22 protein-coding genes are annotated in these 24,023 nt (G+C 60.4%); 15 read left to right on the forward strand and 7 right to left on the reverse strand.

Annotation, left to right across the window (positions count from 1 at the left end; all coding sequences use genetic code 11):
- Positions 1–35 precede the first annotated feature (35 nt).
- From P2W41_RS11125 to P2W41_RS11135, 3 genes are read left to right on the forward strand one after another with little or no spacing between them, the layout of a single operon-like run.
- Positions 36–983 (forward strand): ABC transporter permease, encoded by a 948-nt coding sequence (locus tag P2W41_RS11125; RefSeq protein WP_292895284.1) that lies wholly within the window; start codon positions 36–38, stop codon positions 981–983.
- Positions 980–1,852 carry an ABC transporter permease gene (locus P2W41_RS11130; protein ID WP_404933172.1) on the forward strand — a complete coding sequence of 291 codons (873 nt, stop codon included), beginning with the start codon at positions 980–982 and terminating at the stop codon, positions 1,850–1,852. Before P2W41_RS11125 ends, P2W41_RS11130 begins: the two co-directional genes overlap by 4 nt.
- On the forward strand, positions 1,849–3,483 hold the full coding sequence (locus P2W41_RS11135) for an ABC transporter ATP-binding protein (protein WP_404933173.1): 1,635 nt from the start codon (positions 1,849–1,851) through the stop codon (positions 3,481–3,483). Before P2W41_RS11130 ends, P2W41_RS11135 begins: the two co-directional genes overlap by 4 nt.
- Before the next feature lie 29 nt (positions 3,484–3,512).
- On the opposite strand, the gene P2W41_RS11140 is transcribed toward P2W41_RS11135, so the two are convergent.
- Entirely contained in the window at positions 3,513–3,929 is a 417-nt protein-coding gene (locus tag P2W41_RS11140) for a TerB family tellurite resistance protein (RefSeq protein ID WP_292895275.1), read from the reverse strand.
- 270 nt (positions 3,930–4,199) lie between these two features.
- Here P2W41_RS11140 and P2W41_RS11145 point away from each other — a divergent pair, with 270 nt between their 5' ends.
- The 4 genes from P2W41_RS11145 (at position 4,200) to P2W41_RS11160 (ending at position 6,606) form a co-directional block, all read left to right on the forward strand.
- Positions 4,200–4,985 carry a TSUP family transporter gene (locus P2W41_RS11145; protein WP_292895272.1) on the forward strand — a complete coding sequence of 262 codons (786 nt, stop codon included), beginning with the start codon at positions 4,200–4,202 and terminating at the stop codon, positions 4,983–4,985.
- A 50-nt stretch (positions 4,986–5,035) separates the two neighbouring features.
- Positions 5,036–5,206 carry a hypothetical protein gene (locus P2W41_RS11150; RefSeq protein WP_292895269.1) on the forward strand — a complete coding sequence of 57 codons (171 nt, stop codon included), beginning with the start codon at positions 5,036–5,038 and terminating at the stop codon, positions 5,204–5,206.
- A 40-nt stretch (positions 5,207–5,246) separates the two neighbouring features.
- Positions 5,247–6,107: a helix-turn-helix domain-containing protein gene (locus P2W41_RS11155; protein ID WP_404933174.1), complete on the forward strand. Its 861-nt coding sequence runs from the start codon at positions 5,247–5,249 to the stop codon at positions 6,105–6,107.
- Between the two features lie 64 nt (positions 6,108–6,171).
- Positions 6,172–6,606 (forward strand): VOC family protein, encoded by a 435-nt coding sequence (locus tag P2W41_RS11160; protein ID WP_404933175.1) that lies wholly within the window; start codon positions 6,172–6,174, stop codon positions 6,604–6,606.
- A gap of 2 nt (positions 6,607–6,608) precedes the next feature.
- Here P2W41_RS11160 and P2W41_RS11165 read toward each other — a convergent pair whose 3' ends face one another.
- Entirely contained in the window at positions 6,609–8,078 is a 1,470-nt protein-coding gene (locus tag P2W41_RS11165) for a cobyric acid synthase (protein ID WP_404934972.1), read from the reverse strand.
- A 125-nt stretch (positions 8,079–8,203) separates the two neighbouring features.
- Here P2W41_RS11165 and P2W41_RS11170 point away from each other — a divergent pair, with 125 nt between their 5' ends.
- Together P2W41_RS11170 and mmsB are read left to right on the forward strand one after the other, a co-directional pair.
- On the forward strand, positions 8,204–9,373 hold the full coding sequence (locus tag P2W41_RS11170) for an isobutyryl-CoA dehydrogenase (protein WP_292895260.1): 1,170 nt from the start codon (positions 8,204–8,206) through the stop codon (positions 9,371–9,373).
- A 41-nt stretch (positions 9,374–9,414) separates the two neighbouring features.
- Positions 9,415–10,299 (forward strand): 3-hydroxyisobutyrate dehydrogenase, encoded by an 885-nt coding sequence (mmsB, locus tag P2W41_RS11175; protein ID WP_292895257.1) that lies wholly within the window; start codon positions 9,415–9,417, stop codon positions 10,297–10,299.
- A gap of 238 nt (positions 10,300–10,537) precedes the next feature.
- Here mmsB and P2W41_RS11180 read toward each other — a convergent pair whose 3' ends face one another.
- Positions 10,538–11,917: an aspartate aminotransferase family protein gene (locus P2W41_RS11180; protein ID WP_292895254.1), complete on the reverse strand. Its 1,380-nt coding sequence runs from the start codon at positions 11,915–11,917 to the stop codon at positions 10,538–10,540.
- Positions 11,918–12,264: 347 nt separating this feature from the next.
- Here P2W41_RS11180 and P2W41_RS11185 point away from each other — a divergent pair, with 347 nt between their 5' ends.
- Both P2W41_RS11185 and P2W41_RS11190 read left to right on the forward strand, forming a co-directional pair.
- Positions 12,265–13,833 carry a trimethylamine methyltransferase family protein gene (locus P2W41_RS11185; RefSeq protein ID WP_404933176.1) on the forward strand — a complete coding sequence of 523 codons (1,569 nt, stop codon included), beginning with the start codon at positions 12,265–12,267 and terminating at the stop codon, positions 13,831–13,833.
- Between the two features lie 28 nt (positions 13,834–13,861).
- Positions 13,862–16,426, forward strand: coding sequence for an FAD-dependent oxidoreductase (locus tag P2W41_RS11190; RefSeq protein WP_404933177.1), 2,565 nt, complete (start codon positions 13,862–13,864; stop codon positions 16,424–16,426).
- An 81-nt stretch (positions 16,427–16,507) separates the two neighbouring features.
- Here the strand turns inward: P2W41_RS11190 and P2W41_RS11195 are convergent, their stop codons facing one another.
- The 3 genes from P2W41_RS11195 to P2W41_RS11205 form a co-directional block, all read right to left on the reverse strand.
- A complete protein-coding gene (locus P2W41_RS11195) occupies positions 16,508–16,750 on the reverse strand; it encodes a hypothetical protein (protein ID WP_404933178.1) in 243 nt (80 codons plus the stop codon).
- 90 nt (positions 16,751–16,840) lie between these two features.
- Positions 16,841–17,560 (reverse strand): phosphate/phosphite/phosphonate ABC transporter substrate-binding protein, encoded by a 720-nt coding sequence (locus P2W41_RS11200; RefSeq protein WP_404933179.1) that lies wholly within the window; start codon positions 17,558–17,560, stop codon positions 16,841–16,843.
- 39 nt (positions 17,561–17,599) lie between these two features.
- The gene (locus tag P2W41_RS11205; protein WP_404933180.1) at positions 17,600–18,613 is read right to left on the reverse strand and encodes a fatty acid desaturase; all 1,014 of its coding nucleotides are present in this window, start codon (positions 18,611–18,613) and stop codon (positions 17,600–17,602) included.
- A 185-nt stretch (positions 18,614–18,798) separates the two neighbouring features.
- On the opposite strand from P2W41_RS11205, the gene P2W41_RS11210 reads away from it, so the two are divergent.
- The 3 genes from P2W41_RS11210 to P2W41_RS11220 all read left to right on the forward strand — a co-directional run bounded on the left by P2W41_RS11210 (position 18,799) and on the right by P2W41_RS11220 (position 22,306).
- Complete coding sequence (locus P2W41_RS11210; protein WP_292895242.1) at positions 18,799–19,650, forward strand: helix-turn-helix domain-containing protein; 852 nt, start codon at positions 18,799–18,801, stop codon at positions 19,648–19,650.
- 80 nt (positions 19,651–19,730) lie between these two features.
- Positions 19,731–20,759 (forward strand): betaine--homocysteine S-methyltransferase, encoded by a 1,029-nt coding sequence (bmt, locus tag P2W41_RS11215; RefSeq protein WP_404933181.1) that lies wholly within the window; start codon positions 19,731–19,733, stop codon positions 20,757–20,759.
- Positions 20,760–20,896: 137 nt separating this feature from the next.
- The gene (locus tag P2W41_RS11220) at positions 20,897–22,306 is read left to right on the forward strand and encodes an MATE family efflux transporter (RefSeq protein ID WP_292895236.1); all 1,410 of its coding nucleotides are present in this window, start codon (positions 20,897–20,899) and stop codon (positions 22,304–22,306) included.
- On the opposite strand, the gene P2W41_RS11225 is transcribed toward P2W41_RS11220, so the two are convergent.
- Positions 22,272–22,748 carry a hypothetical protein gene (locus P2W41_RS11225; protein ID WP_404933182.1) on the reverse strand — a complete coding sequence of 159 codons (477 nt, stop codon included), beginning with the start codon at positions 22,746–22,748 and terminating at the stop codon, positions 22,272–22,274. The two genes, P2W41_RS11220 and P2W41_RS11225, sit on opposite strands and share 35 nt — an antisense overlap.
- A gap of 117 nt (positions 22,749–22,865) precedes the next feature.
- Between P2W41_RS11225 and P2W41_RS11230 the strand changes: the two genes are divergently transcribed.
- Positions 22,866–24,014: a DUF1176 domain-containing protein gene (locus tag P2W41_RS11230; protein ID WP_404933183.1), complete on the forward strand. Its 1,149-nt coding sequence runs from the start codon at positions 22,866–22,868 to the stop codon at positions 24,012–24,014.
- The last annotated feature ends 9 nt before the right edge of the window (positions 24,015–24,023 follow it).

Here is a 24,023-nt window from a genome sequence, read left to right on the forward strand (position 1 = left end):
GGCCGATACAGGCCGCGAGAGGTCCGGACCTGACCATGCTCGCCTTTCTCGCAAAGCGCATCGCCATCGGCCTTGTCACTCTTGTAGTGGCGTCCGCCGTGGTGTTTCTGGTTCTGGAAATCGTCCCGGGCGACCCTGCCCTGTTGATGCTCGGCATGAACGCGCAACCCGAGGCGCTGGCTGCCCTGCGTGAGGAAATGGGCCTCAACCAGCCGGTTCTCCTGCGTTATTTCGGTTGGATTGCCGGCATGGCGCTTGGCGACTTCGGCAATTCCTATACCTATTCATCGCCGGTGCTCGAACTGATCGGCGAGCGCGTCCTGGTGTCTCTGCCGCTCGCGCTCATCTCGCTCTTCCTGTCCACGGCAATCGCCCTGCCCGTCGGGATTTTCGCCGCCTCAAGGCGCGGAAAGCCTGCTGACACAATCAGCATGGGCGCGGCCCAGATCGGTGTCGCCATCCCCAATTTCTGGTTCGCGCTCATCCTGATCTATCTCTTCGCCGTATGGCTTCGCCTCGTGCCTGCCGGCGGTTTTCCGGGCTGGGATGCAGGGCTGTGGGCAGGGTTCAAAGCCCTTCTTCTTCCAGCCATCGCTCTGGCGCTGCCGCAGGCGGCCATCCTCGCCCGCGTCACCCGTTCGGCCATGCTCGAAGTGCTCGGCGAGGACTATATCCGCACCGCGCGCGCCAAAGGCATGCCGCGCCGCATTGTCCTTTGGCATCATGCGCTACGCAATGCGCTCATCCCGGTGCTCACCATTCTCGGCCTGCAATTCGCCTTTCTGCTTGCCGGCACCATCATCATCGAGAATGTGTTTTATCTGCCCGGTCTCGGGCGCCTGATCTTCCAGGCCATCACCCAGCGCGATCTCATCGTCGTGGAAGGCGTGGTTATGCTGCTCGTCGCCACGGTCATCGCCGTCAACATTCTCGTCGATATCGGCTACGCCATCGTCGATCCGCGCCTGAGGACACGCCGATGACCCCGGATGCGCCGCCTCCTTCTCCTCCACCGGAGCGTCACTTCCTCGAGATGGCCTTTGCCAATCGATCCTTCGTGATTGGTGCCATCATCACGGTCCTCGTTGCCGCGATGGCGCTCCTGTCCTTCCTGTGGACACCCTACGACATTACCCATCTCGTCGTTGCCGACCGCATGAAGGGCCTTTCGCTTGCTCATCCGCTCGGCACCGATCACCTCGGCCGCGACATTCTTTCCATGATCATGATTGGCGCGCGCAATTCCATCGCCGTTGCCATCGTCGCCGTCGGCATCGGCATGGGGGTCGGTGTCCCGCTCGGCACATGGGCTGCGGCCCGTGGTGGCCTGATCGATGAGATCCTGATGCGCTTCAACGATCTCGTCTTCGCCTTTCCCGCCCTCCTGTCAGCCATCATGATCACCGCCATTTTCGGCCCCGGCGCGATCAACGCCATCATCGCCATCGGCATTTTCAACGTTCCCGTCTTTGCCCGCGTGGCGCGCGCGGGTGCGCTTTCCATCTGGCCGCGCGAATACATTCTCGCGGCCCGTGCCGCCGGCAAGAGCAAGGCGCTCATCACCATCGAGCATATCCTGCCCAACATCGCTGCGCTGCTGCTCGTGCAGGGCACCATCCAGTTCGCGCTCGGCATTCTGGCCGAAGCGGGCCTTTCCTATCTCGGCCTTGGCGCGCAGCCTCCCATGCCTTCCTGGGGCCGCATGCTATTCGAGGCGCAGACCCGCATGATGATTGCCCCGCATCTGGCAGTCTTTCCGGGCCTCGCCATCGTGATAACCGTGCTCGGGCTCAACCTTTTGGGTGATGGCCTGCGCGACCTTCTCGACCCGAGACTGAGGCGCGAGCGATGAGCCTGCTTGAAATCGAAAACCTGTCGCTCTCGATCGCCGGTCACCCGGTTCTCAGAGATATAGACCTTCGGATCGCCCCGGGCGAAGTGCTGGGCGTTGTTGGCGAATCCGGTTCCGGAAAATCCATGACCGCCCTCACCGTCATGCAGCTCCTGCCGGAGCTCGCCCGCGCGAAGGGCCGCGTCACCTTCGACGGGGTAGACATTCTGGCAGCCCCCGAAGAGGCCATGTGCCGGCTGCGCGGCGATGATCTTGGCATGGTCTTTCAGGAGCCGATGACCGCGCTCAACCCGGTCAAGACGATTGGCGAACAGGTGGCCGAGGGCATTCGCTGGCACACGGGCGCCAATCGCCCGGACGCCGAAGCCCGTGCCCGGGCCATTCTCGACCGGGTCGGCCTGCCCGAGGCCAAATTCCCGCTCTCGCGCTTTCCGCACGAGCTCTCTGGCGGCCAGCGCCAGCGCGTCGTCATTGCCATTGCCTGCGCGTTGAAACCCAAGCTCCTGATCGCAGACGAACCCACCACCGCACTCGATGTCGTACTCCAGGCGCAGATCCTCGATCTCCTGCGCGATCTGGTGGCGGAAAATCGCATGGGTCTCATGCTCATCTCGCACGACCTTGCCGTCGTTGCCGACATGGCCGACCGCGTGAGCGTGATGCGCAATGGTGCGGTGATGGAAAGCGGCCCGACGGTCGGGGTTTTGAGCGAACAGAAACACCCTTACACGCGCCAGCTCGCAGAAGCCTCCACACACGTACCGGCCCGCGCACGTTCACAGGAGAAGGCCGAAAAGCAAGAACCGCAGCCTCTGCTTTCGGTTTCCGGCGTCACGCGCGATTATCCCGGCCGCCGCAAGGGGCTCTTCTCCAAACCCGAGCCCTTTCGCGCCGTTGACAACGTCAGTTTTTCCCTGGCGCCCGGTCACGCTGTTGCCCTGGTGGGACGTTCGGGCTGCGGCAAGTCGACCCTTGCCCGCATGATTCTCGCACTCGACCGGCCAACTGCGGGCGAGATCCGGCTGAACGGTGAAACGCTCGGCGGCAAGAGTGAGTACGAGCTTCGCCATGCAAGGCGCAACATGCAGGTGGTTTTTCAGGATCCTTATGGCTCGTTCAACCCTCGCCACCGGGTGGAGCGGCTGGTTGCCGAGCCTTTGCATCTGCTCGACCGGAAGCCTACGGCGGCACAGCGCCACGAATGTGTTGCCGAAGCACTGGAATCGGTGGGTCTTAACGCGGGCGACATGCATAAATATCCGCACGAATTTTCCGGTGGCCAGCGCCAGCGCATTTCGATTGCCCGCGCCATCATCACCCGACCGAAGCTGATCGTGGCCGACGAACCCGTCTCAGCGCTCGACGTATCCATACGCGCGCAGGTGCTCGATCTCTTCGCCGATCTGAACCAGCGTCTCGATCTGACCTATCTCTTCATCACGCATGATTTGACAGTTGCCCGTGCCATTACCGACGATGTCATGGTCATGCATGAGGGGAGGATCGTGGAAAGCGGGCCGACAGCGACCGTCCTGCAAAACCCAAAATCGGAAGCAGCACGTGCGCTGGTTGCCGCCGCACCTCATCTGGAACGGGCTGTGGCTACCCGGCAGCGGGCGACTGGCGACTAGAAGCGTTGCTGCTGCAAACGTTCCACAAATCAGCGCGAGAGATGAGCGACTTCCTCAGTACCAAGTGCCAGGACGTCACAGACGCGTGTTGTAAGCCGCTCGGCCCGACAGCAGAGTTCGGCATCGCGCATTGCCAGTTCAAACAGGGTTTCTGCAAGGATAAGCCGCCTTGCATGGCTCAACTGTCGCAGATTCATTCTGGCCTGCATGATCTCGGCTTCCGACGTTAGGTCCACTAACGCAGACATGATTTCTGCGACCTCTTCTTCGGAGAGTTTAAGGGCGCTGGCGGCGAAGCGGCGCAGAACAGCTGCCTCCCGCGGCCCCACGGCCTCGTCGGTCAAAGCCAGCCGCAGCAACAAAAGCACTTCGGCAGCCATTGCGTTCATGGCGGCTGTCATCGCATGCCCTCCTGCATCTGCATCGGATTCTGCCGATGCGAACATGGCTTTCTCCCGGTTCCCTGCCCCATTACCACGACACCAAAGCGCCGCCGCGCTCCCGCAAAACTGCGCAAAACATTCTCAGACAGCTCCGCCGGCGGGACAGAGCTCAATTCGGACACTTCCAGACTGCTTTGCCGCGCGTCGTCGTCAAGTTCATTCCCTATCCATAGCGCCACAGCACAAAGCTTCATGTACAATCATCAATTCACCTTGCGGTCTCCATCCGCTTGTGCTGCAAGAAGCCATCTCATCGCTGGCTACCCCCTGAATATGTTTGAAGCAAGTCTCGAAATTCTCCTGCTGCTGGCGCTGGCAGCTTTCTTTGCCGGCTTTATGGACGCGATCGCCGGCGGCGGTGGCCTGGTCACCATCCCTGCATTGCTGCTCGCCGGGTTCCCGCCCGTGCTTGCGCTGGGTACAAACAAGCTGCAGGGGATGTTTGGGAGCGGCGCGGCTGTTTATGCCTATGCGAAAGCCGGTCACGTGCGCGTTTCAAGCCAGATTTTTCCCGCCATCTTCTCATTTCTCGCGTCCATCGCCGGCGCGCTTGTGGCCACTGTCCTGCCAGCCGAACTGTTGCGTGGTATGCTTCCATTTTTGCTCATAGCCGTTGCGCTGTATTTCGCGTTCAAGCCGAATTTGAACGATATCGATCGTGCCCAACGCATCTCACCATTCCTGTTTGGTCTCACCATTGCCCCGCTTCTGGGATTTTACGATGGCGCATTTGGCCCGGGAACGGGGTCGTTCTTCATGCTCGCTTTTGTTGGCCTTGCCGGACAGGGCCTGCTTAAGGCGACGGCGCATACCAAATTTCTCAACTTCGCGTCCAATGTTGGCGGCTTTGCAGCGTTTGCCGCAGTTGGCGCCATCGCCTGGAAGGTCGGGCTGATCATGGGGTTGGCGCAGATTGCCGGAGCCCGGATCGGTGCTGCTTTCGCAATGAAAAAGGGCGCGCGTATTATCAAGCCTCTTCTTGTTCTCGTCTGTGTGGCATTGGCAACAAGGCTTCTTATGGACGGCAACAACCCGCTTCTGCGATATATTGGCCTATAAGTTGCGACGAGCTTTAACGTACCCCTGCTTAAACCTGACCGGGGATACCCATGACACTCAATGCACCCTCAAAGCTCGTCTTTCTTCTCAGCCTCGTGATCGCCGTGATTGCGCTTCTCGCGGCGTTGAACCTCCTCTCCTTCGTGCCGATCCCGTCATTCTGGATCTTGAGCCTGGCTTATATTCTTCTTGCCGGAGGCGCAGTGCTGAAGGGCTTCTGACCGTCTTTTCAGATGCGGCGGGCGGCAGTATCGTGCCTGGATGTATGATGGTTCAGGACTACCGGGTCTGACCACGGCGGCAGAGATTCTCCCGCCGGATCCTGACTGTTTTTTCCTGCGCCACCGTCGTCCGCAGCCGGCGTTCTGCGATGCCGTGCTTGGCATTACCGGTTATGCAGAAAGGAAAAAGGGACACTTTCGCCAGATCGAGGCTGCCTCTCTGGCCGTTCCCCTTATTTTCAGTTTCTCATCCTCCTTTGCGATTGCGCTCGGCAGGGTGCCGGAACAGCATGAACGGTTCGGTTGCTTCACATCCGGTCTTTTTGCCGGCCCGGCGATCATCGATTCCCGTGGCGAGAGCGCCTGTGTTCAGGTCGACTTCACCCCGACCGGTGCACGCAGGTTTTTCGGCGTGCCCATGAGTGAACTTGCTGCCCGTATGATTCCGCTGGACGATATCCTCGGGCTGCCTGCCCACCGATTGCGTGACCGTCTGGAGGAAGAGCCCAACTGGGAGCGTCGCCTCGATCTCGTCGAAACGCTTGTCTACCGGCGCTTGCTTGAACAGCCCCCATCCGACCGACAAGCCGCTACGGCTATCGGTCACATCGCCGCAAGCCAGGGAACAGTGTCCATCACCACGATTGCAGCCGAACTCGATTGCAGCCGTAAACATCTCAACGAGATATTCCGCCGTAATGTCGGCATTGCTCCCAAAACCTATGCGCGCATGGTGCGATTTCATCATGTGCGTCGCCTCGCGATGACAGGTCAGCGCTCCTGGGCCGATATTGCACAGGAGTGCGGATTTTCCGATCAGGCTCATATGAGCCGCGAATTTCTGGAGTTTTGCGGCGAGACTCCATCCGGGTGGAGGCGCCGGTGCGCTGATCGGCGGTAACATTTCTTCAAGACGGGTCCGTGTGTCGCTGCCAAGCTGCTGCGTAAACAAAACGGAGACCATCATGAACCAGTTCGCCTCGTTTGAAGCGCCTCGCATCTATCCCACTTTTCGGTACCGTGATGCCGCCCGCATGATCGCGTGGCTAGAGAAAGCGTTCGGCTTCCGTGTTCACGCCCAGCACGAGCACGACGGTCGCATTGTCCATGCCGAACTTGCTCTTGGATCATCCATGATCATGGTCGGTGAAGCGGCGGCCGATGCCTATGGTGATCTCGTTGGAACAGCTGGCCAGGCGGGTGGAAAGTCCACTTATGTGGCGGTGGACGACACGGACCTGCTCTTTGCCAGGGCAAAGAACGCCGGCGCGAAAACCCTACAGAGTCTCCGCGACACGGAGTACGGCAGCCGCGATTTCATCTGCGCCGACCCGGAGGGCAATATCTGGTGTTTTGGCACTTACTGGCCCAAGGCGCATGAAAGCCCGACCGCAGAATAGTTTCAGCGTGCGGCTGCCAACAGAGCGTCGCAGTCGAGATGCTCCTCCAGTCTTTGCGCGATGTCGCCGAGCGCGGTTTCGACCTGTAGACGATAACCCGCGCCACCGGTCTGTATGCCGAACTCACTGAGAAAGCGGGCCCGAAACGGATCGGAACTGAACAGCCCGTGCAGATAGGTTCCCAATACCCGGCCGTCCCTGCTCATGGCACCTTCCGCCCTGTCGCCGATCATGGCGACTGGGTGGGCACAGTCGGCCCCAAAGGTCCGACCGATGTGGATTTCATAGCCGCTGATCGACACCAGATATGGGCGTGAGACGGCTTCAACCTCGCGCAGCGCCTTCTGCGGCTGCATGACCGTTTCCACATCAAGCAGCCCGAGCCCCTCGACACGGCCTGCCGTTCCCTCAAACCCTTCCGGATCCTCGACGCTACGGCCGAGCATTTGATATCCGCCGCATAGACCGACAATGTGTCCACCGCGTTGCCGATGCGCCTTGAGATCCTCGTCCCAGCCCTGACGGCGCAGAAACGCCAGATCGCCGATGGTCGACTTCGACCCCGGCAGCACGATCAATTCTGCATCGCGCGGTAGCCGTTCGCCCGGCGGTACGAACACCACCTCCACTTCCGGTTCTGCGGAAAGCGGATCGAGATCGTCAAAATTGGCGATCCGCGAAAGCATCGGCACCGCAACCTTGAGCTTTGCCGGTAGCGGGCTCGAGCGCCGCGCCAGTGTGACGGAATCCTCCGGCGGAAGCCGATGCGCTTCTGCAAGCCACGGCACGACGCCGAAGGACGGCCAGCCCGTGAACCGGTGAATGGCGGCGATCCCGTCATCGAACAGCGAGAGGTCGCCGCGAAACTTGTTCACGATATAGCCGACGATCATGCGCCGGTCGGCTTCGTCGAGAATGAGATGGGTGCCGGCCAGCGCCGCGATCACCCCACCCCGGTCGATGTCCCCCACCAGAACAACAGGCACATCGGCCTGCGTGGCAAAGCCCATATTGGCGATGTCGCGTGCGCGCAGATTGATCTCGGCCGGCGATCCGGCTCCCTCGACAATCACCAGGTCGGCCTCCTTGCGCAACCGCTCAAAGGAGTCCATCACAGGCGCCATCAATGCACCCTTGCTGCGCTGATAGTCACGCGCCCGCGCCGAACCACGTGATTGCCCCTGCACCACAAGCTGCGCGCCCGTGTCGCTCTCCGGCTTGATCAGCACCGGGTTCATGTCCACGGTCGGCGCAACCCCACAGGCCAAAGCCTGCAGCCATTGCGCCCGCCCTATCTCTCCCATTTCGCTGGATCCGGGAATAGCTGCGATGGCCGCATTGTTCGACATATTCTGCGGCTTGAACGGGCGAACCTTGAGCCCCCGTCGTTTCGCCATACGGCAGAGCCCGGCCACCAGCACCGATTTGCCCACATCCGAGCCCGTACCCTGCAGCATGATCGCGCGCGCCATGGTCATCCTGTCTAAATCCTCACCGCGTTTGATGCACAGCGCCTGTGCCACACCTCGCATTGCGCGGTCCACTCAATGCACTAAACTGCTCGATCAGGGAAGGAATTCCATTTCGGGAGGACGTTATGGACGCCAGCGTTTCACAGGCTGCGGAGCAATTCGGGCTCAACGCAGACCAGCGCGCCATTCAGGAAATGACGCAGAGCTTCGCCGCCGATCGCGTCGCCCCGCACGCACTCGACTGGGACCGTGAAAAGTATTTTCCCGCCGATGTGGTGCGCGAGACCGGTCCGCTGGGGTTCGGCGGCATCTATGTGCGCGACGATGTCGGTGGCTCGGCGCTCGGCCGGCTCGACGCGGTGCTGATATTCGAGGCCCTTGCTGCCGCCTGTCCGGGCTTTTCCTCTTTCATCTCCATCCACAACATGGCCGGATGGATGATCGACACATTCGGCAACGAGGAACAGCGCCAGCGTTTCCTGCCGAAACTCACCTCGATGGAATGGCTCGCAAGCTATTGCCTGACCGAACCCGGTTCCGGCTCTGATGCCGCCGCCCTCAAGACCAAGGCCGTCAAGTCCGGCGGCGACTACGTGCTGAACGGCACCAAACAGTTCATTTCGGGTGCTGGCGAAAACGACATTTATGTCGCCATGGTGCGCACCGGCGAAGACGGTCCCAAGGGCGTTTCCACGGTCGTCGTCCCAAAGGATGCGCCCGGCCTTTCCTTCGGCCCGGCCGAGTTCAAAATGGGCTGGCACATGCAGCCGACCCGCCAGGTGATCTTCGAGGACTGTAAGGTGCCTGCCGAAAACCTTCTGTCCAATGAGGGCGCCGGCTTCGGCATTGCCATGGCCGGGCTTGATGGCGGGCGTCTCAACATCGCCGCCTGTTCGCTGGGTGGCGCCCAATCCGCGCTCGACAAGGCCCTTGCCTACACGAGCGAACGCGAGGCGTTCGGGCAGGCTATCAATCGCTTTCAGGCGCTCCAGTTCAAGCTTGCCGACATGGAAACCAATCTGCAGGCCTCACGGATGATGCTCTACACCGCTGCAGCCAAGCTGGACGCCAAGACATCGGACGCCTCAAAATGGTCGGCCATGGCCAAGCGGTTCGTCACCGACACCTGTTTCGAAATCGCCAACGACGCGCTCCAGCTGCATGGCGGTTATGGATATCTGCATGAATACGGCGTCGAAAAACTGGTGCGCGACCTGCGCGTTCACCAGATTCTCGAAGGCACCAACGAGATCATGCGCCTCATCATTGCAAGGCATCTGGTCGGCCGGAGCTGATCCCGCCGCCGAAACCGCATCGCCGCTCCCGGGAGGAATATATGGCAAGCATCGCATTCATCGGTCTCGGCAATATGGGCAACCCCATGGCCGCCAATCTCGTCAAGGCAGGGCATACGGTACTGGGTTTCGACCTTGTCACGGAAAATCTTGAAACCGCCACGCGAAACGGCGTCACGGTCATGGCCAGTGCCGCGGCGGCGGTGAAGGATGCGGACGTCGTTATCACCATGCTGCCTGCCGGCAAACACGTGCTGTCCGTCTATGCCGACATTGCTGCGAAGGCCCGCAAGGGTGCGCTCCTGATCGATTCCTCCACCATCGATGTGGAGTCAGCCCGCAAGGCGCATGACATTGCCTCCGAGCACGGGCTTCTTTCCATAGACGCGCCGGTGTCCGGCGGCGTGGGCGGAGCGGAAGCAGGCACCCTCACCTTCATGGCCGGCGGCTCGGCGGACGCATTCGCCAGGGCCAGTCCGATTCTCGAACCGATGGCGGGGCGCGTCGTCCATTGCGGTGATGGCGGCGCCGGTCAGGCCGCGAAAATCTGCAACAACATGATCCTCGGCATTTCGATGATCGCCGTGGGCGAAGCCTTCGTTCTGGCCGAGAAGCTCGGCCTTTCCCATCAGGCGCTGTTTGACGTGGCCTCCACATCCTCGGGCCAGTGCTGGTCTCTGACAAGCTATTGTCCCGTGCCTGGTCCGGTGCCTGCCTCCCCGGCCAACCGCGATTACAAGCCAGGCTTTGCGGCAGCCTTGATGCTCAAGGATCTGAAACTGGCACAGGAAGCCGCCCAGAGCGCCGGCGCTGCCACTCCGCTCGGCGCGGAGGCCACCCAGCTCTATACGCTGTTCAACGCCATGGGGCACGAAGGCTCCGATTTCTCCGGGATCATCAATTTCCTGCGCGGCAAGCAAAGCTGAAAATATAGAATGCCGGCAAAAAAAAGCGATTTTATACTTCGCGCTAACTTCCCGGTAACCATGAGCGGCTAGAAATGACGTCGAGGCGGCTTTGAAGCCTCCCCGACGCCGGATCAGGTCTCGCGTACCGGTACGGGAACTCTTCGCAGTGTTGCGTAATGGCGAAGAGAAGTATTCGAGTGATGTAAAACCGCGTCTCTTCCCGCCCGAAGACACGCGGTTTTTCCTTGTTGGATCGTCAGCTTTTACGAAGCTCCGCTTCGGCCTTATCCAATGCCACAGAAATACGGTCGCAGGCCATGTCGATGGTTTCGCGCGTCCAGATCAAGGGTGGTGACAGGATCATCGTGTCTCCAACGGCCCGCATCATCATGCCGCCCGCGATAGCGTGGTCGCGCACGCATGAAGCGGCGGCCCCTTCACCGGGAAAACGTTTGCGGGCTTCCTTGCCCGAGACGATCTCGATTGCCGCCATAAGGCCGAAGGAACGCACTTCGCCGACAATACCATGGTCGCCGAGGCGCGCCTGCAATGCTTCGGCGAGATAAGGGCCAGTGTCGGTGCGCACACGCTCTACCAGCCCTTCCCGCTCGATGATTTCCAGGTTCTTCAGCGCCACCGCACAGGCTACCGGATGCCCCGAATAGGTGTAGCCATGGAAGAACTCTCCGCCCTTTTTGACCAGCGTTTCGGCAATCCGATCACCAACCAGAAGTGCTGAAAGCGGCTGATATCCGGACGTCAGGGCCTTGGCTGTCGTGATCGTGTCTGGCTGAAGACCGAGCCGCCTGGCAGCAAACCACTCGCCCGTACGGCCATAGCCGGTGATCACCTCGTCCAGCATCAAGAGCACGTCATATTTCCGGCAGATGCGGTCGATCTCCGGCCAGTAGCTTTCCGGCGGGATCTTGACGCCGCCCGCGCCCATCACCGGCTCACCGATGAAGGCTGCAACGTGCTCCGGCCCAGCCGCGAGGATTGCATCCTCAACTGCCTTGGCTGCGCGCAATCCGAAATCATGGTCGCTCTCGCCCGCTTCCCTCAGATCAAACGCATAGGGCGGCATCACGTGGTCGATGTTCGGCACGGCGCCATAGAGCTGCCCGTGCATGGCCCCCATGCCGCCAAGCGACGTCGCCGCAACGGTGGAGCCGTGATAGGCCCAGTTGCGCGAAATGATGCGGTTCTTTTCCGGCTTGCCCTCAAGTGCCCAATAATGCCGCACCAGCCGCAGCGCCGTGTCATTGGCTTCCGAGCCGGACGACCCGTAAAAGACCTGATTGATGTTCTCCGGCGCAATCTCCGCCAGCTTCTGCGAAAGCAGCACCGGTGAAGGCGTCGAGCAGCGAAAGAAGGAATTGTAATATGGCAACTCCTTCATCTGTTCATAGGCCACTTCGGCCAGCTCATCGCGCCCGTAGCCAATGTTCACGCACCAAAGGCCGGCCATCCCGTCGAGGATCTCGTTGCCCTCCATGTCATAGACGAAAGGCCCATCGGCACGGGTGATGATGCGTGAACCGGCGGCCCGCAAATCCTTGTGGTCGGTGAATGGATGCAAATGGTGCGCAGCGTCCATTGTCTGAAGCTGCTTCAGCGAAAAATTCTGATAGGTCATGAGTTTGGCCTCTTCTGCTTGAAATGATCCGGCAACGCCGGAGCCTCGTTCAAACAGAAGCCGGAGGCGAATATCCGATGCGCGCACAAAGCCGCAGCAATTCCGCGTGCCGCGTACGCGGCGACGGTTTGGTCGCCGGCAAGATGCCATGTTCGTGGGTCGCACGGTGCTTCATGAGGAGACTCTAGCCGCACACGACTGCGCTGTTCAAGCAGGATTGCCCGTACCGCCCCACCCGCGCGGCGGCGAATATGTCGCATCTCTGACGCTACAGGTCGCCAGCCCTGCCGTGTCCCGCCGATCTTGGCTCCATCATCGAGAATGTGCAGCAGTCACGAAGGATGCCCATGACGCAGGACCTCGCAACCGCTGATCCCGGCTCCGCCCGCTCGAGGCGCGGCGGGCGTGCCGCAAAGCGCGCCAGCACGTCACATTTCGAACAGCCCCCTTTTCGTCGCCTGGTCAACCCGTTCGAGCCCACGCGCATCGTTTCTGAAGACCAGCTTGAAGCCATACATCTGGCCTCGCTACGCGTGTTGAGCGAGATCGGCGTCGAGGTGCTTCATGACGAAGCGCGCGCGATCATGAAAGCCCATGGCGCCGATGTGCGCGCCGATACCCAGCGCGTTCATTTCGATCCCGCTTTGATCCTCGACTACATCGCTCATTGCCCATCCGAGTTCGAGGTCCACGCACGCAACCCGGCGCACAATCTCCATATGGGCGGCAACAGCCTCATTCTCGCGCAGATGGCGTCCGCGCCCAATTGCTCCGATCTCGACCGCGGCCGCAGACCGGGCAATCAGGAGGATTTTCGGAATTTCATCAAGCTCTCACAGATGCACAACATCATCCAGTGTCAGGGGGGCTATCCGGTCGAACCCATCGACATTCACCCCTCCACCCGGCACCTGGAGTGCCTGCGCGACATCGCCACCCTGACCGACAAGGCCTTCCACATCTATTCGCTGGGGCGTGAACGCAATCTCGACGGTCTGGAAATTGCCCGGATCGTTCGCGGGGTCAGCGCCGAGCAGTTTGCCAACGAGGTATCCTGTTTCACCATTATCAACACCAACTCGCCACTCAGGCTCGACGTACCGATGATGGAAGGCATCATCCAGATGAGCCGCCACGGACAGGCCGTCATCATCACACCCTTCACACTGGCTGGCGCGATGGCCCCAGTCACCATCGCCGGTGCCGTGGTCGAGCAGAATGCCGAGGCTCTTGCCGCAATCGCCTTTGCGCAGATGGTCCGCAAGGGCGCTCCCGTCGGCTATGGCGGCTTCACGTCGAATGTCGACATGCGCTCCGGGGCGCCGGCTTTCGGCACGCCCGAATACATGAAAGCCCAGCTTCTGGGAGGACAGCTCGCCCGGCGCTACGGCATCCCCTATCGGAGCTCCAATGTCTGTGCCGCCAATACGGTCGATGCGCAGGCCGCCTATGAAAGTACTTTTTCGCTCTGGGGTGTCATTCAGGGCGGCGCAAACATGGTCAAACATGCCGCCGGCTGGCTCGAAGGCGGGCTGTGCTGCTCCTATGAAAAGATGATGCTCGACATCGACCTGCTGCAGATGGTGGCCGAGTTTCTGCAACCGCTCGATCTGTCGGAAGACGCGCTTGGTGTCGATGCCATCCGCGATGTCGGCCCAGGCGGACATTTCTTTGGCTCCCCGCACACACAGGCGCGTTACAAGACGGCCTTTTATTCTCCCATCATCTCGGACTGGCGCAATTACGAGACCTGGGCGCAGGCCGGCTCTCCCACCGCGATCGATCACGCCAACCGGCTCTGGAAGGAGCGGCTTGCCATGTACGAGCTTCCGCCGATGGAGGAAGCAATTCGCGACGAGCTTAACGAGTTCGTCGAGCGCCGTATCCGAGAGGGCGGTGCGCCTACGGATTTCTAGTTCCGATTCCAGTAACAGGTGCAACCTTATGAAATCCCATGCAAAAGCAGTTGTGATCGGCGGTGGCGTGGTCGGATGTTCGGTGCTCTACCACCTTGCCCGCGCCGGCTGGAGCGACGTCATGCTGATTGAACGCTCTGAATTGACCTCCGGCTCTTCCTGGCATGCGGCAGGCGGATTTCACACGCTCAATGGCGATCCCAACGTTGCGAAGCTTCAGGCCTATACGGTCCAGCTCTACCGGGAAATCGAAGAACTTTCCGGCCAGTCCTGCGGCCTGCACCTGACCGGTGGCGTCATGCTGGCCGACACGCCAGAGCGCATGGATTTTCTGCGCCTTGCCCACGCCAAGGGCCGCTATCTCGGCATGGAGACCGAGCTCATCACACCGTCTGAAGCCAAATCCATGTTCCCCCTCATGGACGAACGCCACTTCGTCGGCGCCATGTGGGACCCGGTCGAAGGCCATCTCGATCCCTCCGGCACAACCCATGCCTATGCGAAAGCCGCGCGGAAACTCGGTGCCGAAATCGTGCTTAGAAACCGAGTCACGGAACTCACGCAAACCTCTGACGGAACATGGAAAATTGCCACCGAGCAAGGCACGGTCGAAACCGAGCACGTGGTCAATTGCGGCGGCCTTTGGGCGCGCGAGGTGGGCCGCATGGCGGGCCTGGAACTGCCGCTTCTGGCCATGGAGCACATGTATCTCCTCACCGAGCCCATGCCGGAAGTGGAGGCTTTCAACCGCGAAACCGGCCGCGAGATGATCGGTGTGATCGATTTCAAGGGCGAGATCTACACGCGTCAGGAACGCAATGGCATTCTGCTTGGCACCTATGAGAAGGCGGCGAAGCCGTGGTCGCCGCTCGAGACACCGTGGGATTTTGGCCATGAGCTTCTGGAGCCGGATATCGACCGCATCGCTCCGTCGCTTGAAGTGGGCTTTCGCCATTTTCCGGCGCTGGAAAACGCCGGCATCAAGCAGGTGATCAACGGCCCTTTCACCTTCGCCCCCGATGGCAACCCGCTTGTCGGCCCGGTTCAGGGTCTCACCAATTACTGGGTCGCCTGCGCTGTCATGGCGGGTTTCAGCCAGGGTGGCGGGGTCGGGCTTGCACTTGCCAACTGGATGGTCGATGGCGATCCGGGCTTCGACGTATGGGGCATGGATGTCGCCCGTTTTGGCGAATGGGCAAGCCTGCGCTACACAAACGCCAAGGTGCGGGAAAACTATTCCCGCCGCTTTTCCATCCGCTTCCCCAATGAAGAACTGCCGGCAGCCCGCCCGGCGCAGACAACGCCGCTCTACGACATCATGGTGCGCGACAACAATGCGGTCATGGGCGATTCCTGGGGACTGGAAACACCCCTCTGGTTCGCGCCAAAAGACACCGAACCGAGGGATGTCGTCTCCTTCCGCCGGTCCAATGATTTTGCGCCTGTTGGGAAAGAGGTGCGCGCCGTGCGCGAGCGCGTGGGCATCACCGAGATCGCCAATTTTGCAAAGTATGAGATTTCGGGCACCGGTGCGCGGGCCTTCCTCGACCGTCTGATGACCAATCACCTGCCGAAGCCCGGCCGCATCGTCCTCTCTCCCATGCTCAACGAAGTCGGCAGGCTCATCGGCGATTTCACCATTGCCAACCGTGGTCCGAAAGACGGCATCGACCGCTTCATGGTCTGGGGTTCGTCAGCCGCGCAAATCTACCATATGCGCTGGTTCGAAAAGCACCTGCCGCCCGACGGCACGGTGCACGTCCATCGCTTCGACCAGACCCTTGTCGGTCTGTCGCTTGCAGGACCGAAATCCCGCGCCGTTCTCGAAAAACTGGTCGATATCGATATTTCGAAAGATGCCTTTCGCTTCATGGATTTCCGCGAAATGGCCGTCGCCGGCGCGCCCTGCATGGTCAACCGGCTCACCTACACCGGCGATCTCGGCTATGAAATCTGGATGCCGCCGGCCTGTCAGCGCCAGGTCTATACGGCGCTCAAGGGTTCGGGCGCCGAATTCGACATTGTTGATTTCGGCATGCGCGCGCTGCTCTCGATGCGGCTTGAAAAGAATTTCCCGACCTGGTTCCGCGAACTGCGCCCGATCTATGGCCCTTTCGAGGGAGGCATGGAGCGTTTCGTCAAGCTGGACAAGGGGGAGTTCATCGGCCGCGAGGCCGCCATAGAGGAGAAGCAGGAGGGACCGCGCCTGCGCCGTGTCTCCTTCATCGTCGAGGCCGAAGACGCCGATGTGATGGGCGACGAGCCGATCTGGGCAAAGGTCGGCGATCAGGATTTCGGCACCGTCGAACCGACACACGGCTATGGCGCGCCCCGCTTCGATGAAGCTGGCAGGAAGATCGCCAAGGCCGGCACCAGCATGGTCGATGGCGCGTGGCGCGTCGTCGGCTGGGTGACCTCCGGCGGATACGCCCATTCGGTCGAAAAATCCATGGCGCAGGGTTATGTGCCGGCTGCTCTTTCCGACGACGAGACCACCGGCCTCTTCGAGATCGAGATCCTGGGCCGCCGCTGTCCCGCGCGCATCAATGTCGCCCCTCTTTTTGATTGCGAGGGCAGAAGAATGCGCGCATGAGAAAGGCTGCTCTCTCCCTGCATTAACGAGATTTTCCTGACGAATGTCACATGGGAACGCAAATTCGCTCCCAGCCAACAGTTAGAGTGATGCTTCTACAATCTTGACTAGATCGCCAAATGTCGTCTTATCGGTTATAATATTTTCATCGATACTAATCTGGTAATTGTTCTCAACATTTAGGATAAGCTCAAAAACATCCAATCTTTCATTAAAAATATCTCCATTTAGCATAGAGTTGGAATTTATATTATCAACATAAATTGAGAATTCATTGTATAATATATCTTTTATATCATTATATATTTTATCATAACTTCCCATCTCAAAACCCTTTCGAAATTATAATTACAAAGTACACATGTAGATATTATTATTGCAAAGCGCCATTATAAAAGAATATATTAATTAAAACTAAGGCCATTCATTCAAATTTACTGACTCTCTAATTCTCTCAACCAAAGAATTCCTTGCACGTCGGCTCGTGACATAAGGAAGCCCCAGTCGCCGCGCTGTCCAGCCGACGATGCGCAGGCCATCGACACCAGGTTCGAAACGCTGTGCCAGCGCCCAGCTCCGGCAATCGACAGCACAGACATCCGCCCGCCCGTCCCGCACTGCTTTAAGCGAAGCGCGATGCCCACCCGTTTCAAGTGTTTCTGCAAAAAGATCAATGGTTTCATTGAACTCTTTCAGATCCTGAATCAGGGCGAGAAAGCCCGAGCGCGAGAGCACTTCATTATAGGCAAGGCGTGTTCCCCGCATGAGATCAAGCGGTAAATGCGCCCGCCCGTCTGCGGGCGCAGCGACGTCACAGCGAGCCACGCTCTTCCGCATCAGGATCACACTCGAATAATACGCCCCCTCACCGCCCTCATAGGCTGAATAATCCGGCTGCCCGATCACACACACATGCTCGGCCAGCCCCGCCTCCATCGGCCCCCAGCATGTCTGCGCCAGAAGCAGATGCGGGTTTCGCCAAAGTGCCTGCAGGTCACCACTGCGCGTCAGGTTTTCTGGCGCATCGATGCCACGGGCGCGCAGCGCGTCGCGCCAGCTTCGCCATTGCGCATCGGTTTCATCCCGGCACTCGGGCCAGTCATACATGGGAAGGGCTGCAATCCATTCACTCATGCGCTTTTATTCAACGTCGCCAGTGCACAAGGCAAGCGCTCACTCCTTCACCGGCCTTGCCGGCACGGGCACTGTTCCCTGCCCGCCAATCCTGCGCCCATGCGCCCGCGGGCGAAATCCGCGCGAAGCTTCCGGCATGCGCCGCAAGACCGGATGCGGTACCGGCTCCTTGGCCTGAAAGGCGAAGTCCTTCAGAAGCGCCCAGTAACCGGCATAGCTGTAACCGCCATTCATGGCGAGCCACTCCGCCCGCCGCTCACGGTAGAGTGCGGGAAGCCGATACCACGGCACGCTCGGCATCTTGTGATGAACGAGGTGCAGATTGTTGTTGAGGAACAGGAGCGATAACGGCGAGCGCTCAACAATGATGGTCCGCCCGTCCGGTCGTTCCGACCACTGATGCTCGGCAAAGGTGCGCAGCGAAATCAGCGATTGTCCGAGCCAGGCCGGCACGAGAACATAAAGCCACAGCGGCATTCCGAAACCGTAGGCAATGATGGGCAGAACAACGGCCAGCCCCACCCCGTGCAGCAGCCAGGCCCTTCGCACACCGGGCGCATTCTCGCCGATCAGCCTCCATTCCGAAATCAGAAAGCCCGCATTCATGATTGCTGGCCCAAGCAGGAAACGCCCGATCATCGTGTTGTTGACTGTCAGGAGGCGCTGCGCCCAGACCGGCATTTCCTGATATTGCCAGAGGGCCCTGTAATGGCTCTCCGGATCCTCGAACGGATCGGTCAGCCGTTCGTCAGCATGATGACGCAGATGCAGCGCCTTGAACCGGCGATAAGGATAGACGAGCCCGATGGGCAGGAACACCAACGCTTCATTGATGGCAGAGGAGCGCGTGGGATGCCCGTGCAGACATTCATGCATGAGCGAACTCTGGAGCGCGATCGTCATTGTCAGGAGGGCCAGCGCCGCCAGCGGCCAGCCGGGCCACAGAGCAAACCCGGCCATCGCCCAGGCAGCATGGCAGGCGATGATCAGGGCAAAGGTCGGCCATTCCATTGCCGCGCGGCGTTTGCCCCGGCTTACGGTCGTCATACGCATTCTGTTCCGATTCCGCGCCACCCCCGGTAGGCTTCATTGCCCGCCACAGCGGCGCTTGATTGAGGCTGACAGAATCCTGTCAGTAGACGGAAATACACGCAATGCGAGAATGCGCACTATTCGTTGACAATGCGCACCAATCATATCAAGTGTTTACTAAAGTCATCAGATGTTTGAGCTGCAGGATGGACAAATCTGTCATCGACAAGCGTGATCTCTCGGGCACTTTCCGTGAGCGCCTGAAAACGCTGCTTCAACGCTCGGGTCTCAACCAGTCGGCCTTTGCTTCGGCCGTCGGCATAGACCGGTCCGCCCTCTCCCAGTTGCTCTCGGGTGCGTCCACCCGCCTCCCGCGCGCCGAGACGCTCATCAACATCGCGGCCGAACACAAAGTGTCGCTCGACTGGCTGCTGGGCCTCAGCCAGGACGAGGGCATCACCGGCGACCTGCGCGAAAGCCTCGAGATCGCCGAGGCTCAGGGCGGGTTCGACGACACAATGCTTGCGAAATGGCATGCCGAGGCTGTCGGCACCAAGATCCGCTACGTGCCCTCGGGCATTCCCGACCTCCTGCGCACTGAGGCTGTCATTCACTATGAAGCCGAGGCCATGCCGCAGCGCCGCGACACGCAGATCAGCGAGGCCCGGTATCGTGTGGACTATAACCGCCGGCCCGAGACCGACATGGAGGTCTGCATGCCCCGGCAGACCCTGGAGCTGTTCGCCAAGGGCGAAGGCGTGTGGCGCACCCTGCCCGAGCAGGTTCGGGCAGAACAGGTCATCCACATGGCGCGCCTGCTCGACGATCTCTACCCCACCTTCCGTCTGTTCCTGTTCGATGGTCGCCGCCGCTATTCCGCGCCCTACACGATCTTCGGCCCCTATCGTGCAGCCCTTTATATGGGTGGCATGTATCTGGTGATCAGCTCCACTGGCTCCCTTCAGCGCCTTACCCGGCATTTCGACGGGCTGATCCGCGATGCCGAGATCAATGCCCATGAGGCGGCCGGTTTTGTCAAAAGCCTTCGGCTTGGATGAGAATCGCGGATTGACGGATATAAAGATTTCTTTATATCCTTGCCCCATATCGAAGCCTCGCCCGAATGGAAGGCGCGCCCATGCAGTCCCAGCCCCTCGCGAACCCCATCGACGCGCTGCTTGCGGAACGGGGTGTTCTCCTCGCCGATGGCGCGACAGGCACAAACCTTTTCGCCATGGGCCTGGAATCGGGCGAAGCGCCGGAACTCTGGAACGAGCATGCGCCTGAGAAGATCGAAGCCCTGCACCAGGGCTTTGTCGATGCCGGCGCCGACATCATCCTGACCAATTCCTTTGGCGGCACGCGTCACCGGCTCAAGCTGCACAACGCGCAGGACCGTGTCCACGAATTGAACCGCAAGGCAGCCGAGATCGCCTGCCGCATCGCCAAAAAGGCCGGACGCCGCATCATCGTGGCGGGCTCCGTCGGCCCCACGGGCGAGCTTCTCGTGCCGCTTGGCGCGCTCACCTATGAGGAGGCGGTGGACGCTTTCACCGAGCAGATGGAAGGTCTCAAGGCAGGCGGCGCGGAAGTGGCATGGATCGAAACCATGTCTGCGCCCGACGAGATCCGCGCGGCGGCGGAAGCCGCGATCCGGGTTGGCCTTCCCTACACCTATACCGGCTCCTTCGACACAGCCGGCCGCACCATGATGGGCCTTGCACCAAAAGACATTCACACCGTTGTCGACGACCTGCCCCAGGCGCCTCTCGCGGTCGGTGCCAATTGCGGCGTCGGCGCGCCCGACATTCTGGCGTCTTTGCTGGACATGACGGAAGCGCGGCCGGACGCCACAGTGGTCGTCAAGGGCAATTGCGGGATTCCGGAATTCCGAGGCACCGAGGTTCACTATTCCGGAACGCCCGAATTGATGAGCGAATATGTGCGGCTTGCCGTCGATGGCGGCGCGAAGATCATTGGCGGCTGCTGCGGCACCTCCTTCGAGCATCTGGCGGCCATGCGCACTGCGCTGGACGGACACAGGAAGCCCGCAAACCGTCCGGGCATCGAGGAGATCGTTGCCCGCGTCGGCCCCTTGCGCAACAAGGCGGCATCCGAAAGCGGCGCAGGCACCGGCACGCGCAGATCCCGGCGCGGGCGCGGTTAAGGGCCGCTGGACCAAACGAAAGCGGCTTGCCTGTCTGGCTGGTAGCGGTAAAAGCAATTCTTCGCCGAAGGCATCCTCCTTCCGCGCATGATTCCGGCAGGCGTTGAATGTTCCGCCCGCCATAAGGGGTAAACGACATGACTGCCATCGCTCCCGGCGTCCGCGCGCCGGCCAATCCGTGGACCGCCGAAGCGCGGGCGATGCTGGCGCTTTCATGGCCGATGGTGCTCACCAATCTGGCCCAGATCGCCATGACAACCACCGACGTCATGATGATGGGGCGTTTGGGACCGGATGCCCTGGCAGCGGGGACGCTCGGTTATAATCTCTATTTTGCGCCGCTCATCTTCGGCCTCGGCCTGCTGCTTGCCACCTCCCCCATGATGGCGAGCGCGCTCGGACGCAAGCTTCACGCGGTGCGCGACGTGCGCCGCACCGTACGGCAGGGGCTCTGGCTGGCCATCGTCGTCTCCATTCCGATCTGGCTCCTGCTCTGGCAGTCCGAGCGGGTCCTTCTGTGGATGGGACAGGAGCCAGACCTCGCTGCCGTGGCTGGCAGCTATGTGCGTGCGCTTCAATGGGCGGCTCTGCCCTTTTTCGGCTATATCGTCCTGCGTTCGTTCATTTCGGCGCTGGAACGCCCGGGATGGGCGCTCACCATCATGTTCATCATGGTGGCCTTCAACGTGCTGGCCAACTGGTGCCTGATGTTCGGCAATCTCGGCTTTCCGGCACTTGGTGTGCCCGGATCCGGCATCGCCACCACGCTTTCAAGTCTTTTGATGTTTCTCGGTCTCGCACTGGTCGTTTCCATCGAACGCCAGTTCCGCCGCTACCAGCTTTTTGGCCGCTTCTGGCGCTCCGACTGGCCGCGCTTCTTCGAGCTGATCCGCCTCGGTCTGCCAATTGCCGGAGCGATGACGTTCGAGGTCACGATCTTCAATGCCGCGGCCCTTCTGATGGGGCTGATCAGTGCGCCTGCATTGGCCGCCCACGCCATTGCCATCCAGATTTCCTCCATCACATTCATGGTGCCCATGGGGCTTGCGCAGGCGGCAACCGTCCGCGTTGGTCGTGCGTTCGGCGCGCAGAACCGGGACGCGATAACCCGCGCCGGCTGGACCGCTTTCGTCATGGGGGTTGGGTTCATGGCGCTGATGGCCGTCATCATGGTCACGCTTCCAGGGCCATTGATCGGCGCTTTCATCGATCTAGACCTGGCCGAAAATGCCGACGTCATCGCCCTTGCCGTCACCTTCCTGGCTTTTGCCGGCCTGTTCCAGATATTTGATGGGGCGCAGGCGGTTGCTGCCGGCATGCTGCGTGGGCTGCACGACACAAAAGTGCCGATGATCTATTCGCTGTTCGGCTATTGGGGGCTTGGCATGACGTCGAGCGTGGTCCTTGCCTTTGTCCTCGGCATGGACGGGCCCGGCATCTGGATCGGCCTCGTAAGCGGCCTCGCCATCGTTTCGGTGCTGCTTTATGTGCGCTGGCTGAGGCGCGAGCGCCTCATGCCCTGGCTTCACCAGCCCCGCGCGGCTTGAATTTTCCGCGTTTGGCTTCGTCGATCAGCATATTCGCCACCTGCATGCGCATCATGGCATTCGCCCGCAGATGAGCAGGCACACGGTCGGGGTGATTGCGAAAGGCGAATTCCCGCCGCAACCGATCAAGGAGTTTCGGCTCGATGGCCTGGCTCAGACCGAGTTCACGCGCAATATCGTCGGGGTCGGTGGTCAGCGGTGGAGCCGGGGGCGGTTCTACAATCTTGGTGTCTGGCTCGACCGGCCCCGCCGACTGGTGCTCGTCATACTCCACCTGCGCGCGCCGGTCGGTAAAGTTGATGCGGCCTGAGTGGAGTTCCTCCGCCACGGAAAGATAGTCGAGAGAATTGAGGCTCGCAGGCACACCGCCCGCATACTCATTGTCTTCACTGATCAGTTCATCAAGCAATGCCGCAAAATCGCGGCCTCTCCCGATGGCCATGTCGCATCTCCCGCCGGTGCAAGAGCTCCAATCATCCAATCCGCACCAGGCGCACCCTTAGCGGCGGGCGGTTAAGAAAATGCATCTCTGCTCCACTCTATTTGAAACAGGCACAAAATGCACGACCCGCCCCTGAAGGTGATCACAATGTGGGCAATCTTCAAACGCTACTATCTGTGCGAATCGATGTTTCCCGCGTTACCCTTCAAGCCGTTTCGAGCCGAGGAGGCCCTGATGAAACCTGCTTTCGCCACCGTCGCATTCCTTGTTGCATTGCAAACGCCAGTCACTGCACAGGACGAACCCTATCTGGACGACCGTTCGACGCCGCAGGCCCTGTTGAGATCACTCTACAACGCGGTCAACCGCAAGGAATACGCCCGCGCCTACGACTATTTCGCAACGCCGCCCGCCGATACGCTCGAAGCCTATCAACAAGGCTATGCCGACACGGAACATGTCGAGCTTGCAATGGGAACAGCCACCTCCGAGGGCGCTGCCGGCAGCATTGTCTATTCACTGCCCGTGGCAATCCGTGCGCGGGCAAGCGGTGGCGACGAACGGGTTTTTGCGGGTTGCTATACGCTGCGCCTGTCAAACCCGTTGATCCAGGGAACACCTTACAATCCGCTTCATATCGAAAAGGCGGAAATGAAACCCGCTACCGGCGAACTCGCCAGCGTTCTGCCGCCCAGTTGCGGTGATGGCGCTCCGGATGAAACCGACGCCATTTTGGCCAGCGCAACGGCACTCTTCAAGTCTGTTTATGGCGCCAGCTGCCCCCAGGCATTCGAACAGGGACGCGACGAACAGGTAGAATCCTACACAATCGCCTTCAACTATTCGCATGAGAGTCTCGACACACCGAAACACGAGGCCAGGCTCTTCCGCTTCTATTGCGGGAGCGGCGCATATAACGAGATACACGCCTATATTCTGGCCGGTGAGGACGGCGAACTTGCCCCACTGCAATTCGCCACACCCGAAACGAGCGTTCAGTATGAGGACGATGATCCCGAGAGGAAGGTGGAGGACATCCGGACCATTGGCTATACTGCCGATAATACGCTTGTGAACTCGTCTTATGATGCTGATACGCTGACGCTCACCAGTTACAATAAATGGCGCGGCGTCGGCGACGCCTTTTCGTCAGGCACATGGATATTCCGCGAGGGTACCTTCACACTCGTCCGCTATGATGTTGATGCGTCGTATGATGGCGAGCAGGATCCCATCACCATTCTCGACTATCATACTGGACCCTGAAACCTTGCG

Source organism: Nitratireductor sp. L15S-10 (assembly GCF_045011005.1).
GTDB lineage: Bacteria > Pseudomonadota > Alphaproteobacteria > Rhizobiales > Rhizobiaceae > Nitratireductor.